Below are 15,493 nucleotides of genomic sequence, written 5' to 3'. Positions count from 1 at the left end.
CGATGACACAGGCGGCCGAGCGCTGGAGCTACGACGATCACCCGGCCGACGCCCGGGTCGTGCCGTCGGTAGCTCGGCGGAACGCCCATCCGGCGGACAACAGCGCGGCCACCGCCGGTAGCGGGCCACGCGATCCGCTGGTCGATCACCTCGACAACTTGGCCCGGATGCCCGACCTGAGCTGGATCGAGGCGCCTGGCCCGGGCACCGGCTCGGACACCGGTGTGGCCTCGCCGGACGACTCGCCGGACGACAGGTCGTCGGCCGGCGAAATCCAGCACCGGGCCGAGACCGACCAGAGAGACCAGCGAGAGTCGTCCCGGGCAGCACCCGATCAGCGATTCGCGCCCGAGGGCAGCTGGGACTTGCGGGGCGTCGAGATCGGTACCGGCTCGTGGCCCCGGCTGAGCATGCCCGAGAGCATCGCAGGCGGAGACGACGACCGCGGGCACCGGCCCCGCCACGCGGCTCCGGAGCCGCCCACCGACGCGCTGTCCAGGCAGCTCGAAAACGCACTGACCTTGCCGCCCGAACCAACGGTTCGCCGAGCGGACCCGGCCGGCCAGCCGATCGTCGACCACCTGCGCGACCTCGCCGAACACGCCAACGAACGCCCGGTCCGCCGGGCGCTCGCCACGCTGCTGCGGGGAGCCACGGCGGGACTGGTGGACCTGGGTGCCGCCGAGGCACAGGCCCGGGAGAGCACGCTCGTCGCAGCGGCCCGCCTGCGACAACCCGGTCCTCGGGTGATCGCGGTGGTGTCGGGCAACGGCGGCAGCGGGGCGACGGCAACGGCCGCCGGCATCGGCGTGACGCTGGCCGCGCTGCGCGACGACCAGTCGATTCTGGTCGACACCCGCAGCGCGGGAACGTCCCTGGCGGCCGGCCTGGTTGGTCGGCCGGTGCCGAACGTGGTCGACCTGATCCGCGACCCGTACCTGCCACCCTTCGTGGCTCCGGGAGGCCTGCGGCTGCTCGATGGGGCGCCGTGGTTCGATCCGCTCGGTGGCGATCTGTCCGCCGTGCTGGAGCTGCTGACCTCGCAGTACGCCTTCACCGTGCTGGACGTCGGCAACGACACGTCCACCACCGCGCAGTCGGCCTTGGCCGCAGCCGACCAGCTCGTGGTGGTGACGGGAGACAACCAGCGGTCTGCCGAGGCGACGAGCGTCGCGCTCCGGCGGATCACCGGTCGCGCCGATGGCGTCCAGCTCCAGAACGCCGTAGTGGTGGTGGTATGCACCCGCCCGACCGGCCATGCCAGGGTGACCAGAATGTTACGGGGGGAGATCGGCGCTGACGTGGCACGGATGGTCGTCGTTCCGCACGATCGGGTGATGGCCGCCGCCGGCCCGCTGCGCGCCCGCCGGCTGGGCCGCCGGACCCGGCACGCCTTTCTGACGATCGCCGCGCTGCTCGGCGACGCGTAGCCTGGGGGTCCTACGCCGGCCCGGCCGCCGCTGGCACGCGGATCCGCGCGTCCACGCCGCCGGGGTGCGCGCGGGCAAGGCGAAGTTGCCCACCGGCGGCCGTGATCAAGGCCTGCGCGATGGTGATACCCAGTCCCGCCCCACCGCCACTGCCGGTGCCACCGCCACGGCGGCGAAGTGCACTCCCGGTCCGGACGAGTTCGTTGGCCGACATCCCGGGTCCGTCGTCGATGACGTGCACGTCGATGCGGGCGGTGGCCGGCTGGCGGACCACCAGCCGGACCGTGGCGCCCCGACCGGCGTACTTGATCGCGTTGTCGATGAGCACGTCAAGCACCTGTTCGAGGATGTCCGCCGAGATCCAGGCCGGTGGGATGGCGGCCGGGACGTCGACGCAGACGAGGTCCACCCCGCGCTCGTCCGCCAACGACCGCCAGGTCATCACGCGCCGCTCGACCATCCCGACTATGTCCACCTCCTCCCCCGCGACCGCGCTGTGCTGGGCCTGGGCGAAGGAAAGCAACGCCTCGCAGACCCTCGCCAACCGGTCCACCTCCTCGCTGAGCATGCGGTGTGTGTCGCGTCCCGGCTCGGACACGTCACCGGCGAGCCGGCTTAGGCCCAGCCGCAACGGGGCGAGCGGGGTACGCAGCTGATGGCTGGCGTAGGAGATGAACGTGCGCTGCCGCTCCAGCAGGGACACCAGCTGATCCGCGGCTGTGTTGACCGACTGGGTCAGGCGGCGGAGCTCGGGCGGCCAGGCAGGCACCGGGGCCCGCTCCTTGAGCTGCCCGGACGCGACCGCCCGGGCAGCCGCGGTGAGGTTGTCGACCCCTCGACCCGTGGTACGCGCCGCGGCCGTCTCCGCCGCCGCGGCCACGCCGACGACCAGGAGCACGCCGACACCCAGCACGGCCCATACGAGCAGCGTCGTACGGCGTACGCCGTCGGCGCGGCTGGTCGTCACCACGACCCCGACGATGTCCGCGCCGGCCCGTGCCGGGGCGACGACGACGAGTGGATCGCCGCGCCACGGCCGGCTGGGTGGCGGCTGGCTGACCCGTCCCACCAGCGCCGTGTCGATGTCGGGCTCGATGGCCGACCGGGCGACGGCCAACTCGGTCGTCGAGCGGGCGACGGGTTGCCCAGCGGCATCCAGCACCAGAAACGCCGTGCCGTCGGGCACCGGGTAGGGCAACGACTCCAGCCCGGTCTCGGCAGGCGCCTCGGCCGGTGGCCTGTCGGCCGAGACCACGGATCCCTCGGCGGGTATCGCAGCGACCAGGTCCGCCAGGTTGCTCGTGTAGTGGAGCTGGTCGAGATAGGCAGATCTGGTGTGCCGCTCGCCGATCTCGATCGCGAGCGCGACCCCGAGGCCGCCGAGCAGGATCGCCAGCAGACCGATCCGGGTGGCGACGAGCCGTCGGTCCATGCCGGCCCTACGTCACGGCCTGGCTTGTCGGCTGTGCCCGGCGGGCCGGAAGGATGCGATACCCGACGCCGCGGACCGTCTCCACCCGGACCGCGTCGCCTAACTTGGCACGTAGCCGGGCCATGTGCACGTCGAGGGTCCGGGAGGTGCCTGGCCCGGGCCTCAGCCACACCTCGGCGATCAGCCGCTCCCGCTCGATTACCACGCCAGGCTGGGCCACCAGCAGCGCCAGGAGATGAAACTCCTTGCGGGCGAGCACGATGGTGGTGTCACCGACGACGACGGTGTGTCGGTCGAGATCGACGTGCAGGTCACCGACGGTACGGATGCCGGTGCCGCGCGGACGGGCCCGGCGGATCACCGCGTCCACCCTGGCCTGCATCTCGCCGAGACTGAACGGCTTGACGATGTAGTCGTCCGCGCCGCTGCGCAGACCGGCGATCCGGGCCCGCTCGTCGCCTCGTGCGGTCAACAGGATGATCGCCACGTCGGAGTCGCGGCGCAACTGGCGGCAGAGCGTCAGGCCGTCTCCGTCGGGAAGGCCGATATCGAGCAGGACGAGATCACACTGCGGCGCGGCCAAGGCATCCGCCGCCATCGGCACATGTACTACGTGGTATCCGTCATGCTCCAACGCCGTCTTGACAATGCCGGCGATCCGGTAGTCGTCTTCGACCAGAAGGATCCGCACCCCGCCCCCAAAATGTCAGCCGGGGCCATACTACATACGCTTACAGATACTACATCGCACGGACGGGTGCACCAAGTTCCACCGCCCACCGCTCCTCCGCCCACCGCTCCATCTCCCGGTGCGCTCGTGCCGGGCCGTCCGGTCAGCCGGTCGCGGCACCGAGGAGCGCGGCGATCCGGAGATATCCGACCTGGGTGGTGCTGCTGACCTGTCCGGTAGCGTACGACCCACTGGCGAGTGACCGGTCGTTCGCGACGCCGACGATCCGGTCCGCGGCGACGCCGGGCCACTCGCACAGCTGGTCGGCGATCGTACGCCGGGTCCTCGGCCGGCCGCCGACGATAGCGACGACGGCCGATTCATAGGCACCGGGCGCGACGCGCATGACCCGGTCCAGGGCACGGCTTGCCTCGACAGCCGCGTCCGGGCCGGTGCGGGCCACCGCCACGACAGTGTCGACACAGGCGAGCGCGTCGTGGGCGAGTTCGGTCTCGGCTCCGCCGATGTCGAGCAGTACGAACGTGTGCCGGTACGCCAGGACGTCGACGGCGTTGCGTAGCTGGGCCTGCGGCACCCGCTCGCCGACGGTCGGCCCGTCCACCACGCACACGCCCGCCGCCCGCGGCACGTCACCGGGCAATCTGTCGGCGATCTCCGAAAGCCGGGGCGCCGAAGGGCGCCCCAACCGGCCGGACAGGCGCTCATCGGCGGCTGTCGTCATGACCGCCACGCCGTCGTCGCGCAGGGCGGCCAGCGTGACGGCCGTCGCGATCGCCGTCGTGGTCGCACCCACGCGCGGGCCTCCGGACACCACGCCGACCACCCACGAACGCTCCTGCGGGGTGCGCGCCGCAGTCACCGTTTCCCGCTCCCGGCGCAGCGGTTCGATCGCGGCGGGGTCCAGCACGCCGGCGACGAGCGTCCTGGCCGTATCGGCGAGCCAGCCGCGCGCCGACCGGGTCATCGTGGTTGTGGTGGCTTCGGTGCGGTCGTCATCGCGCTGCCACCCTCCCCACCGCGCCCCACTGGAACCCTTGACACAAGATACCCGTCGGTCGACGTGATCCGGCCGGCCTGACCAGCTCTGGACGCCGCCGACCGGGGTACCACTGATCCTTGTCGTATGTTGAGATGAGCTCGTGGAAGATTCATGGTCGGCCCCGGTCCGTCGGACGGCCGGGTACCGCCACGTCGCGACCCCGGCGTTCGCGGTCGGCGTCGGCGCGGCCCTCCTCCTGCTGGTGGTGGACGAGCTGACGATCCCCCAGGCCGCGGCGCTGCGTACCGCGGCGGCTGGCGGTGTCCTTCTGCTGGGCGTCCTCGCGCGCACCGCGATCTCGCTGGGGGGCGTGGCCACCGCCGACTTCGTGGTCCGCAGAGGTGGTACGTCGGCCGCGACGGAGCTGGCGGCACGCGTGCACGTGTCCGGGATGCGGCTGGCCGGTCTGGTGCTCGGCGTCACCACCCTGGCGGCCGGCTCCGCGCTGTGGCTGGCCACCCGGGCCGGGGTCGCGGACCGGCTGGTCGCCGTCACCGTCGGTGCCTGCCTCACACTGCGATCGCCGCTGTTCGGCAAGACCTGGGCCGCCATGACCACGGCGGCCGGGGGCGGACTCGTCATGCTGGTCGCCGGCTACCATCTCGCCGTCGGCCCGCCCGGCCTGGTCCAGCTGGCACCGATCGCCGCCGCACTGGTGTGTGGGGTATTCCTGCTCATCGCTGAGTCGCCGGCACTCGGCGCGGGGTTCGGCGGCCGTCTGCTGCGGTTGCTGGAGTCGACCGCGGTCATCGCGATGATGTGCGCTGTCGCGGCCGCGTACGGGCTGCTGGACGCGGCCGTTGACTGACCGGCCCGGGGGCCGGGCAGCGGCTATCGGGCGCTCGAACGCAGCCGTCCCACCCACCCTTGCGCGGTGTGCCGCGGCACACCGTAGTGCTTGGCGACACCGACGATGGTGCCCTGTTCGGCATAGACCTCCGCCAGGTCGTTCGGCATCTTACGGTAGATGCGACCCGCCCGTACGGTCGACTTCCCCGGAGTCGGTGCCGTCGTCGCCCGGCCGGCGGCCGCTGGCTTGCGTCCACCGTCGGTCCGCACCGGAACCGTCTTCACCGGGCCGGCCCCGGAAGCCGGCGCGTCGACCACGCCAGCATCGACCGCGACCACCTGGCTCTCGACCGCATCGCTCTCGACCACACGGCCCGAGGGCCACAGCGCGTGCACGAGCATCCGCAGGTCGATAGCGGGCAGTTGGCCGAGGGCCATGTCCCTTCCGTCCCGCGACCGTACGGCGACCTCCGTCACGCGCGGAGCGCCGGCCACCGTCTCGACCGACACGACCGTCTCCATCTGGTCACCAGCGGCCGAGATGACCACGGTGTATTGAGTCATCATCGCCTCCCTCCAGCACCGCCGCCGGCCCTGGGATCGGTCCACGATCGGTAATCCGGTTTCGATTAACACGGTTTCGATATCACACAAGAGTAACGCCATCGTGAGGCTACCCGACCCGCGATGCCTCACGCCAACACCGCGGCGCCGCTGATGTCGCCGGGCGGGCTTGACTCGGTGTGGCGTCGGGGCAAGGGCTGTTATCTTGTATGTCGCCTATAGGACAGCTGCCTGGCCGACGAAGATCCTGCACCGCAGTCCGGCCGGCTCGGGGTCCAAGGGCGCCGACGGAGAAGGAGGTTTCGCATGCCCGCCGCCCGTATCCACTGGTCGCCGCATGTGCGGGCAGCCGCGATGGTCTGCGCCCTCGCCATCACCGGTGCCGCCGGGCTGATCACGGACGAGCCCGACCGGGGCCAGGGTTCTCCGAGCTCCACCGCATCGGTGAGCCGTGAGGCGACGGTATCGATGTGGCCGCCCGCTGTGAGCCAGACTCCAGCATCGGCGACGCCGAGCCTCCAGCCGCAGCCCACCGCAGATCCGAGCGCCGCCGAAAGCCAGACCGCAGACCCCGGCACCCCTGCGGATCCCGACCCGACCGGCGAGTCAGGCGAGCCTGGCGGCGGGCAGCCGGCGTCGGGCGGGCAAACCGCGACCGAGTCCGCACTCGCCGCCATCGGGCTCGTCGGTGCGGTCAGCATGATCTCCGACCCCGGGCAGCTCATCGCCCACGTCCACACCCTTCCCACACAGTCCCGCGCGGGTGATCTGATCCTCGCCGCCGCCGAGGTGTACGAGGCGGAACCACTCCCGGTTCCCGCCCGATTCGCCCCCGTCGCGACGGCGACCGGGGGCGATCGCTACCGGCCGGAGCTCGCCGTCTTCTGGAAACGGCTGGCGGACGGAGAGCGGACGATCGAGATCGGTTTCGCCGACTACACCGCCAAGACCTCAGCGGTCGCCGTGTACCGCGGCGTCGACACGAGTACGCCGATTGTCGCGGTCACCACCGCGTTCAACAACGGCAGCGCCACGATGACCGCGCCCGGCCTGTCCGCATCCTCCGGAAGCAGACTCGTGATGGTGGTCGCTGTCGCCTCGAACGAGGCGCCGGCACCGTGGACGGGAACGCCCGGCGGAATGACCCGCCGGGCGGCGGTCGAGACCGCCGCGTGGCGCGGGATGATCGTCTACGACCAGACCGTGAGCGCGGGAAGCACCGGAACGCGTACGGCCACCCGCGCCGCAGGCGCGCACCAGGCCACGGTGCTGCTCGCGCTCCGGCCCCGCCTGAGGTGACCAGCGAGATGGATGACATGGAACCGGCCGCTGCCGGCGGGGCGCCCGAACCCGGACACGGCAGCCCCCGGTCGTTGCCGGTCGCCGAGGTATTGAGCGACCTCGCCAGCGGCGCCAGGCCACCCCGCCCCGGCTGGGCACGGATCGGCGCGCTGGCCCGCGCCGCTGTGGCGGGCCTTGTCGACCCGGGTGCCCTGACCGCCCAGAACACCGAACGCCGCCTCGTCGCCGCGGCCTGTGCCGCACAGTCACGATCCAGAGTGGTGGCGGTTCTCTCGGCCAAGGGCGGCACGGGAAGCACCACCACGGCGGCAGGAGTTGCGCTGACCCTGGCCGCGCTACGCGCCGACGCGACCGTTCTGATCGACGCCACGGCCGGCGCCGGCACCTCCCTGGGTGTCCGGCTACTCGGACGGGCGGTGCCGAGCCTCGCCGAACTAGGACCGGGTCCATCCGGGTCCACACCGCCGTCGACCCCGGCTGGTCTCGGCCTCGTCGACGGCAGCCCATGGCCCGAGCCGGGCCACGACGAGGAGACGCTCGACGCGCTCCATCGGCTGGCCGATGGCCATGCCTTCACCATTCTCGACATCGGGACGGGTGCGCCAGCCGCCGATGCCGCTCTGGTGAACGCCGATCAAGCGGTCGTGGTCATCGACGACGACCACCGATCGGTCGAGTCTGCCCGCGTCGCTCTCGAGCGGATCGCCTATCACATCGCGGAACACGTCGCGGAAACCGTCTTCGTGGTCGTCCGCCGTACCCGTGCCGGCGTCCGGCACCAGCTTGTCAGGACGCTGAGAAGGGAGATCGGTGCGGACGCCGCCGCCCGCGTCGTCGTCGTGCCGTACGACCGGGCGCTGGCCGGCAGCAGCCGGATCGACCCGGCGGCGCTGCGGCCGGCGACCAGGCGCGCCTACCTGTCGATCGCCGCACACCTTGCCGGGAGCGACGAGACCAGCAGCTGGTGAGAGGTCATCCGCGCGATGTCGTCAGGACGCCTGGGCGGTGGCCCGCACCACCGCCGAGTATCCACCCTCACCCGCAGCGTTACCCGCCCGCACCCGAAGCTCGTACGCCTGCCCATTGATCATCTGCCGAACCACGTAACACGTATCAAGCACCGGATACGGATTACGAAACCAATCCTCCCCCACAACAACATTACGGGAATAGATCACATAACCATCCGCCCCAGCAACCGCCGACCAACAAATCCGCACCTGACCATCGCCCACCGACACCACCCGCAGACCACCCGGCACCCCCGGCTTGGACGATCTGGTCGGTCCCTTGGTACTGCGGTCGACCGACGGTGCCGGGTCGGCGCCCGTGCTCGACGCCGGGGTCGACGACACGGTCGGTGACGCGGCAGGCGTGCCCGGCTGGTCGTCGACGGCTGCCGGCGGCTCGGTGCCGCCATCGGCGGGCGGGCGGTAGTCACGCAACAAGCCAACCAGCGGGTCGTCGTCGCCGCTGGCCAGCAGCGTACAAGAGGTCCCGGTCGGTGGAGTCAGGGCGGGACTCCAGGCGACGACACCCGCGAATCCGGCACGAAACGCCGTGTCGATCTTGCCCGCCACGATCTTGGCGCGCTCATCCAGACCGGTGCACGGGGTGTCGGCATCGTCATCGGCCCGGCCGGACGACTCGCTTCCGGCCGGGCCGGCCGCAACTCCCACCTCGACCAGCACCGGTAGTCCGACAGACCCGGCGGCCCGCATGGCGTCATCGACCGGCGAGGACACCTCGTATCCCGCCGAAACATCACGAACGGTCACGACGTCGATGCCGGGACTGTCAAGGAGCGACGGCCAATCCGGATCGTCACTCACCACAAGCGGTTCCAGGCCACCTATGGCGATCAGGTGCTTCGCGTCCAGCGTCCGGATCTGGCCGCTGACGGTGTCGTAGAACCGGCCCAGTTCCGCCGAGCCCACGGTGCTTTCCGGCAGCACGTTCACCTCCCACATGGCCAGGGCTGCGGAATCGGTGAACTGCGGCACGATTGTGCGCACCCAGGGCAGGAACAACTCGTCGAAGGTCGCCGTGAACCACTCGACGGAATGCGGTCGCGGACTTCCGGTGGGTGGCCCCGCCTCGGCCGAGCAGGGTGCCAGGTCTGCGGTGAGCACCAGCGTCACCAACAGGTCGTGCCGGTCGGCGGCGGCAACGACCTGCTTGACGTGGCTCAACTCCGCGCCGATCGGCACTCGCGTCCGGACGACCGCGCCCGGCCGCAGGTCACGCAGCGCCACGTCGAGCGTGTCCGGGTCCGGCGCGCTGCCGCAGCCGACCAGACCAGGCAGGTTGTACCCGACCACACTGGTCGGCTCGTCGTCGAGGCTCAGCTGAGCACCCGTCCGGCTGAGGCGGGGGACGGCGGCCACGTCAGTCGCGGTACCGACTACCTGACTGCTGGCGAACGCGGTCGTGGCTCCCATACCCAGCAACGCCACGATGAGCAGTCCGACCCGCAGCCGGGCGCCTTGCCCGACGCGGCCCGTCAGCTTCGAGATCGTCGAGCGCATCCCACATCCCCACCCGCGTCGGCATGATCTGGCTTGTGTTACCCGTCGTCGCTACTGAGCACGAGCGCGGCGAACCACCCGGTGCGGTCGGTGTCGCGCCTGCGGCGGCCGTAATCTGAAATGCCCGACATTCGCTCCCCGGTCGGCCCCGGACACCGACGGTTCCAGCGCCTCGAGCAGGGCGCTCATGTCGATGGCCGGCACGCAGCCGGGTACTCCGGCAGGATGGCCCGCCGTTCCGACGGTGCTCGTGCGGCCGGTGGTGGTGTCGACCCGCAGCAGAACCTCGTCACCCGGTATGCCGCTGGTCTGGTCATCGCCCCGGATGACGCGAATCTCGTAGACCGCCACAACACTCTCCCTGCAATCGGTTTTCGTGATGACATGTGGATTGGCGGAACCTGACCGACCGACAGCGGCCTGGGCGACGCTCGCCGGCAGGGGATGGCCTGGTCCGAACCTAGGTCGGCGGTCGGGTCGATAGGTCGGCCAGGTGGCTGACTTGTGCCGCGACGGTCGCGCGCCACAGCAGTCACGTCCGCGCGGTCGGGCCTGGTCCGGGTCGTCGGGTACGCGGACCGGCGATCCGGTCCGGTCGCGGGTGGCGGCAGGCCCCGCCACCCGCGACCGGTGACCGGTGAGGCTCAGACTTGGGCCGATCCCCAGTACTTCAGGTACTCCTGCGACGACTTCGGGTTTTGCCCACCGCCCTGGATCGTCGAGCAGACGTTGCCCGCATGCGCCTCGTGGAAGTAGGTCTCGTAGAGGAGGACGTCCTGGTACTCCTGGAAGGTCTCCCACATCTTCCGCACGTACAGCGGGTTGTCACCGCCAATCACGTGCGACTTGCCCGAGCTGCTGCACGAAGCCACTCCCCACTCGCCCACGCTGGCCTTCTTGCCGTGCTGGCGGGCGAACTGCAACAGGTGGCACAGGCCGTTCTTGTCCTCGCACTGCGCCGTCCAGGCAGCCTCGCTCGTCGACGGCGGATACCAGTCGTAGGAGTCGATACCGACGATGTCGACGTACTCGTCGCCGGGATAGGCCCGGTACGGGTCGTTCCCGGTCGGCACCGGCGTAGCGTGTGCGTTGAAGGTCCAGTCGATCAGGACCTCCGGGCTGGTGGAGCGGATCGCGGTAGCGACCTTGCGGAAGCATTCCTTCCAGTTGGTCGGGTCGGGGTCGGAGTGCCAGTACATGAACGTCCCGTTGAACTCCCAGCCGATCCGGATTATGGAGTCCGCCCGGTTGTTCGCGACCAGGTACCGGCCGAACGTCTTCCACCGCTCGTCGTACTCACCTCGGGCACACGCGGCGTTGTTACCGGTCTCGACCGCGCCGCGGCCACCCGGGTACGGCGGCTGGCTGATCACCAGCTTGCCCGGGAAGCCCGCCATGTTGTTGATCGGAAACGCTGGCTGCACCAGGTCGTTCCAGCTCTTGCGGGCGGTGAAGACGTGCGCCACGTCGACCGGACGGCCACGCCACTGTCCGAAGGCGTCGTACGTCTGCGGCGTGTAGTTGAGATACGCCCCGGACATCCAGGGCAGGCCCGACCGGGTGCCGCCGGTGGCGGCGACGTTGCCGACCGGCGGGGCACTGTCCGTGGGCGACGGTGTCACCGACGGTGCGGGCACCGATTCCGGCGATGAAGGTTCCGGACCCGGTGCGGTGGAGCCACCCGGCGTCGGGGTCGGCTCCGGCAGGGTCGTCGAGGCGTACGCGATGTAACTCACCGTAAGTTCGCCAACGTACTCGACGCCGTCGGTCGTGAGCGCCCTCAGCCGGAACGTCTCGTCGGTGAACTGATCCGTCGCCAGATCGAACGGCAGTTGGTCGCGTCCGGTCAGCGGGGCGAACAGGGTCACGGTCACCGCCGTCGGCACCCGCCCGAGATTGTGCCCGATGAGGCAGTAACCCTCGTCGTCCGTGGTGCAGTCCGCCTGACCGGCGTTGGCCAGCTGATCGGAGCCGCTCACGGATTCCTGAGCGAACACCGGCTGCAACACGACGGCCGCGAAGCTGCCCACCAGAATCACCGCCACCGCGGACACCGCCGCGAGTACTCGTCGCACCGGACCACGCCACGAACCCTCGACAGATTCGTCAGTCGAGTTCACCGACGCTATCGACGGCACGATTGCCTGCCGTACCCAGTCCATCTTCACCTCCCGGAATTCACCGGCATCCGGCACCGGCGGTCGGCGCAGACGCTAGTCGGCAGGTCATGGCAGGTGGCGTGTTGCCCAAATTCGTTGATCAAGACTTAGGCTGTGCGGTTCCCTGGGCTTCGCCGCGCACCGGTCCGCGTTGGCGGACCTCGTTGCCCGTGGCCGGCGCAGGCTTGACGTCGAGGACCTCGGGTGAGCTACTTGATCACGTGTCGGACCTGGTCAACGAATCGGCCGTCACCGCGCGGGAGGGGAAGACCGCACAGGGCGGCCCGGCCGAGGTCGAACTGGCCTTCCCGGATGACGACGCGTGTCTGGACCTGCTGTGGTCCGTGCGCTTCGGCACCACCGACGACTGGGCGAGATGCCGGAACTGCGGACGGTGCCTGTCCTTGACCGCCGGCACGATTTTCGCCAACTCCTCGACCGGGTTGCGGACGTGGTTCCAGGCCATCGTCACCGTGGCGAATTCCGCAGGGACCGTACCGACCGTCCAACTCGCGACGGAACTCGGCGTCAGCGCCAAGACCGCGAGACGGATGAGAACGCTCATCGCCGAGGCGCTGTCCGACACGGGCAGCATCGGAAACCCGGCCGCCCCGGCGACGGATCTGCGGGCCCTGTTGATGGCGATCTGCGCCGCCGACGAGCCGCCGCACCCCGGCCTCGACCGAGCGGGACAGCCGGTATCGGTTCCCGCCGCCGACCGGTCAGCCCACGAAACACGGCCAGCCCACGAAACACGGCCGCTCCTCGGCCGGATGCCGACTCCGTCGACTCGCTTCGTCGGACGGTCCGAGGAAGTCGCCTCGCTGCGCCAGCTGGTCACCCGGTCCCGCGTGGTGACCTCCGTCGGACCTGGCGGGTGCGGCAAGAGCCGGCTCGCCATCGAGGTCGGTAGGTCGCTGTCCACCGACCACCCCGACGGCGTGTGGTGGGTGGATCTGCAGCGGCTGACCGGTGACCAGTCCGTCGCGCCGGCCATCTGCGCCGCGCTCCGGCTGCGCGAGCAGCCGGGACTGACCCACGTCGAGGTGCTCCGCCGGTACGCGGCCAGCCACACCGCGCTCATCGTGCTCGACAACTGCGAGCACGTGCTGGAGTCGTGCGCCGGGGTCCTGACCGGGCTCCTCGCCGAACAGGGTGGTCTGCGGTTCCTCGCCACCAGCCGCGAAGCCCTCGTCGTGCCGGGCGAGATCGTGTGGCCGGTACCGACCATGCCGGTACCGCGGCAACCGGCCGAGTTCGCGGAGCTCGCCCGGCTCGACGCCGTCCAGCTCTTCGTCGACCGGGCTCAGTCGGTCGTGCCCGGATTCCGCCTGGACGAGTCCAATGCGAGCGCCATCGGCCGCATCTGCGCGCGGCTGGACGGCCTGCCGCTCGCGATCGAGTTGGCCGCCGCGCAGTCCCCGGCGCTCGGTCCCGCGGAGCTCGCCCCCGCGCTCGACGACAGCCTCCGGCTGCTCACCAGAGGTAGCCGCGGCGGTCATCCACGACACCGGACATTGCGGGCTTCGCTGGAGTGGAGCGTCGCGCTGCTCACCGGCGACGAGCGGTTGCTGCTGTCCCGGCTCGCTGTCTTCCGCGGCGGCTTCACGCTCGACGGTGCCCGCCAGGTGGGCACCGACGACCGGCTCGACCGGGCAGCAGTGGTACAAACCCTCGTCTCGCTCGTACACAAGTCGCTGGTCTCAGTCGATGACGGCGCTGCCCGGCGCAGGTTCCGACTGCTGGAGACGACCCGGCAGTACGCCGAGGAGCAGCTGAACGGATCGGGAGAGTCGGAGGCGGTGCGCGACCGTCACCTGGCCTACATGATCGACCTCACCGGGCGGGAGCCGGTGTCGAGCGGTTCCGCCGCCCGCCTGGCGGACTGGTTGGACGAGCTCGACGAGGAACGGGGAAACCTGCGAACCGCGCTGAAATGGTCGCTGCGCCGAGACGACCGGCTTGCCCCGCTGCGCCTCGCCGCCGGAGTGGGCGCGTTCTTCGGCATCCGCGGCTACTTCTCCGAGGGACAGCGGTTCTTCGCCGACAGCCTGGCCGTGGGTGACCCGGGTCCGTCCCGCTACCGCTCCCGCGTCCTCTGGGGATCGGCGTACGTCGCCTTCATCTCCGCCGACGTGCAGCTCGCCGTCCGACGGGCGGAGGCCGCCCTGCAGATGGCGGAGGAATGCGACGACCCGCAGGCGGCGGCACGCGCGCTCACCGTGCTCGGCGGGCTCGCCGCTACCCGGGCGCCCGAACGGGCCCGTTCGTACTTGGCGGAGAGTGTCCGGCTCGCCCGGCAGGTGGATGACACGTGGTGCCTCACCCAGGCGTTGGGGCACGTGGCGCTGTCATGGTCCGTGCAGAGCCGGCTCGGGCCGGCCCGGCAGGCCTTGGCGGAGGTTGCCGGGCTCGTCGCGGACGTGAGCTCACCCCAGTTTCTCGCCTGGCACTTCGTGGTCACCACCGGCGTCGCGCTGCGGGGCGGCGAGTTGACCGCGGCCGCCGAAGCCGCGACGCAGGCCCGCCGGTTCGCCGTCGAACTGGCGGACCCGGTGTGTCAGGCGATGGTGGTGGCGTACCAGGCGGAGATCAGCTGCTGGCAGGGACGGGCGCGGTCGGCCTGGCGCGAGACGGCCACGCTCGACGCGGAGCTCGACCTCTCCGCCCGGGGCCCGTCGGTCGCGATGTACGTCCAAGCGGCAATGGGCAAATGCGCGATCGCGCTCGGCCGGCTGGACGAGGCCGCAGAATACCTGGACCACGCCATGCGCAATGCGGGCCGCAGCCACCGCAGGGCGGTGGAGGGCGCACACGCGCTCGACCTCGCCGAGATCGCCCTGCTGCTCGAGCGACCGACGGATGCTGCGACCCTGCTCGACCGCGCGGCCCGGGCCGCCGAGGCGGTCGATGACAAGTGGCTGCTGGCCCTGACCGACATCCTGCTCGCCCGCGCGGCCGACCTGGCCGGGGACCGGATCAGGGCACGCGAGCTGGCCAGCGGGGCGCTTGCCGCGCAGCGCGACGGCGGGTACCACCTCGACGCGGTCGCGACGCTGGAGACACTCGCCGGCATGGCCGCCCTCGACAACGAGCCGCTGCGTGCGGCACGCCTGTTCGGGGCCGCATCGGCCGCCCGGCGCCGGTTGGGTGCGCGTCGCTGCCGCGCCGATCAGCTCCGGCACCGGGCCGGACGCACCGCCTTGGCCCGTACGGTCGATCTGGCCGCGCTGCGGACCGCCCTTCGTCAGGGAGCCGCGTTGACGTTGCCGGAAGCCATCGCGTTCGCCCTACGCGGCCGGGGTCCTCGTGGTCGTCCGTCCAGCGGCTGGGGCAGCCTGACCCCCACCGAGCTCAAGATCGCCCGGTTGGTGGCGGAGGGGCACACCAATACCGAGATCGCGCAACGGATCTTCGTCTCACGGGCGACCGCCAAGACGCATCTGGCCCGGATCTTCGCGAAGATCGGGGTGTCGAACCGGGCCGAGCTCGCTGCCGCCGTGATCCGACACGAGGCCCGATCGGACAGCGCCGACGGCCGGTAGCCACTTGGCCGATC

Annotated in this window: 12 protein-coding genes; 5 read left to right on the top strand and 7 right to left on the bottom strand. The window is 71.0% G+C overall.

All coding sequences use genetic code 11. The annotated features are described in order from the left end of the window. Positions 1-2: 2 nt before the first annotated feature. Positions 3-1,430 carry a hypothetical protein gene (locus ACN27F_RS23300; RefSeq protein WP_421436866.1) on the top strand — a complete coding sequence of 476 codons (1,428 nt, stop codon included), beginning with the start codon at positions 3-5 and terminating at the stop codon, positions 1,428-1,430. 10 nt (positions 1,431-1,440) lie between these two features. Here ACN27F_RS23300 and ACN27F_RS23295 read toward each other — a convergent pair whose 3' ends face one another. The 3 genes from ACN27F_RS23295 to ACN27F_RS23285 all read right to left on the bottom strand — a co-directional run bounded on the left by ACN27F_RS23295 (position 1,441) and on the right by ACN27F_RS23285 (position 4,517). Then, positions 1,441-2,862 carry a HAMP domain-containing sensor histidine kinase gene (locus tag ACN27F_RS23295; protein WP_421436864.1) on the bottom strand — a complete coding sequence of 474 codons (1,422 nt, stop codon included), beginning with the start codon at positions 2,860-2,862 and terminating at the stop codon, positions 1,441-1,443. Between the two features lie 7 nt (positions 2,863-2,869). After that, complete coding sequence (locus ACN27F_RS23290) at positions 2,870-3,553, bottom strand: response regulator transcription factor (RefSeq protein ID WP_421436863.1); 684 nt, start codon at positions 3,551-3,553, stop codon at positions 2,870-2,872. Between the two features lie 142 nt (positions 3,554-3,695). After that, positions 3,696-4,517, bottom strand: coding sequence for a hypothetical protein (locus tag ACN27F_RS23285; RefSeq protein WP_421436860.1), 822 nt, complete (start codon positions 4,515-4,517; stop codon positions 3,696-3,698). Positions 4,518-4,692: 175 nt separating this feature from the next. On the opposite strand from ACN27F_RS23285, the gene ACN27F_RS23280 reads away from it, so the two are divergent. Further along, positions 4,693-5,400: a hypothetical protein gene (locus tag ACN27F_RS23280; RefSeq protein WP_421436858.1), complete on the top strand. Its 708-nt coding sequence runs from the start codon at positions 4,693-4,695 to the stop codon at positions 5,398-5,400. A 23-nt stretch (positions 5,401-5,423) separates the two neighbouring features. Here the strand turns inward: ACN27F_RS23280 and ACN27F_RS23275 are convergent, their stop codons facing one another. Next, on the bottom strand, positions 5,424-5,945 hold the full coding sequence (locus ACN27F_RS23275) for a hypothetical protein (protein WP_421436855.1): 522 nt from the start codon (positions 5,943-5,945) through the stop codon (positions 5,424-5,426). A 306-nt stretch (positions 5,946-6,251) separates the two neighbouring features. Here ACN27F_RS23275 and ACN27F_RS23270 point away from each other — a divergent pair, with 306 nt between their 5' ends. Together ACN27F_RS23270 and ACN27F_RS23265 are read left to right on the top strand one after the other, a co-directional pair. Then, entirely contained in the window at positions 6,252-7,244 is a 993-nt protein-coding gene (locus tag ACN27F_RS23270; protein WP_421436853.1) for a hypothetical protein, read from the top strand. An 8-nt stretch (positions 7,245-7,252) separates the two neighbouring features. Continuing rightward, entirely contained in the window at positions 7,253-8,215 is a 963-nt protein-coding gene (locus ACN27F_RS23265) for a hypothetical protein (RefSeq protein ID WP_421436850.1), read from the top strand. A gap of 21 nt (positions 8,216-8,236) precedes the next feature. Here ACN27F_RS23265 and ACN27F_RS23260 read toward each other — a convergent pair whose 3' ends face one another. The 3 genes from ACN27F_RS23260 to ACN27F_RS23250 form a co-directional block, all read right to left on the bottom strand. Beyond that, on the bottom strand, positions 8,237-9,775 hold the full coding sequence (locus ACN27F_RS23260; protein WP_421436849.1) for a hypothetical protein: 1,539 nt from the start codon (positions 9,773-9,775) through the stop codon (positions 8,237-8,239). Between the two features lie 51 nt (positions 9,776-9,826). Beyond that, positions 9,827-10,126 (bottom strand): hypothetical protein, encoded by a 300-nt coding sequence (locus tag ACN27F_RS23255; protein ID WP_421436848.1) that lies wholly within the window; start codon positions 10,124-10,126, stop codon positions 9,827-9,829. A 293-nt stretch (positions 10,127-10,419) separates the two neighbouring features. Then, the gene (locus ACN27F_RS23250; RefSeq protein ID WP_421436845.1) at positions 10,420-11,850 is read right to left on the bottom strand and encodes a glycoside hydrolase family 26 protein; all 1,431 of its coding nucleotides are present in this window, start codon (positions 11,848-11,850) and stop codon (positions 10,420-10,422) included. 305 nt (positions 11,851-12,155) lie between these two features. On the opposite strand from ACN27F_RS23250, the gene ACN27F_RS23245 reads away from it, so the two are divergent. After that, positions 12,156-15,479 carry a LuxR C-terminal-related transcriptional regulator gene (locus ACN27F_RS23245; RefSeq protein WP_421436843.1) on the top strand — a complete coding sequence of 1,108 codons (3,324 nt, stop codon included), beginning with the start codon at positions 12,156-12,158 and terminating at the stop codon, positions 15,477-15,479. The last annotated feature ends 14 nt before the right edge of the window (positions 15,480-15,493 follow it).

Origin of the sequence: Solwaraspora sp. WMMB335 (genome assembly GCF_049179075.1) — a bacterium.
Taxonomy (GTDB): domain Bacteria; phylum Actinomycetota; class Actinomycetes; order Mycobacteriales; family Micromonosporaceae; genus Micromonospora_E.
The sequence above is the reverse complement of the archived record's forward strand: the minus strand, read 5'-3'. Positions and strand labels throughout refer to the sequence as shown.

Coding starts and splice junctions, on each gene's coding strand:
- ACN27F_RS23300 (WP_421436866.1), top strand. CDS start 3: ATGACACAGGCGGCCGAGCGCTGGAGCTACGACGATCACCCGGCCGAC.
- ACN27F_RS23295 (WP_421436864.1), bottom strand. CDS start 2,862: ATGGACCGACGGCTCGTCGCCACCCGGATCGGTCTGCTGGCGATCCTG.
- ACN27F_RS23285 (WP_421436860.1), bottom strand. CDS start 4,517: ATGACCCGGTCGGCGCGCGGCTGGCTCGCCGATACGGCCAGGACGCTC.
- ACN27F_RS23275 (WP_421436855.1), bottom strand. CDS start 5,945: ATGACTCAATACACCGTGGTCATCTCGGCCGCTGGTGACCAGATGGAG.
- ACN27F_RS23270 (WP_421436853.1), top strand. CDS start 6,252: ATGCCCGCCGCCCGTATCCACTGGTCGCCGCATGTGCGGGCAGCCGCG.
- ACN27F_RS23265 (WP_421436850.1), top strand. CDS start 7,253: ATGGATGACATGGAACCGGCCGCTGCCGGCGGGGCGCCCGAACCCGGA.
- ACN27F_RS23260 (WP_421436849.1), bottom strand. CDS start 9,775: ATGCGCTCGACGATCTCGAAGCTGACGGGCCGCGTCGGGCAAGGCGCC.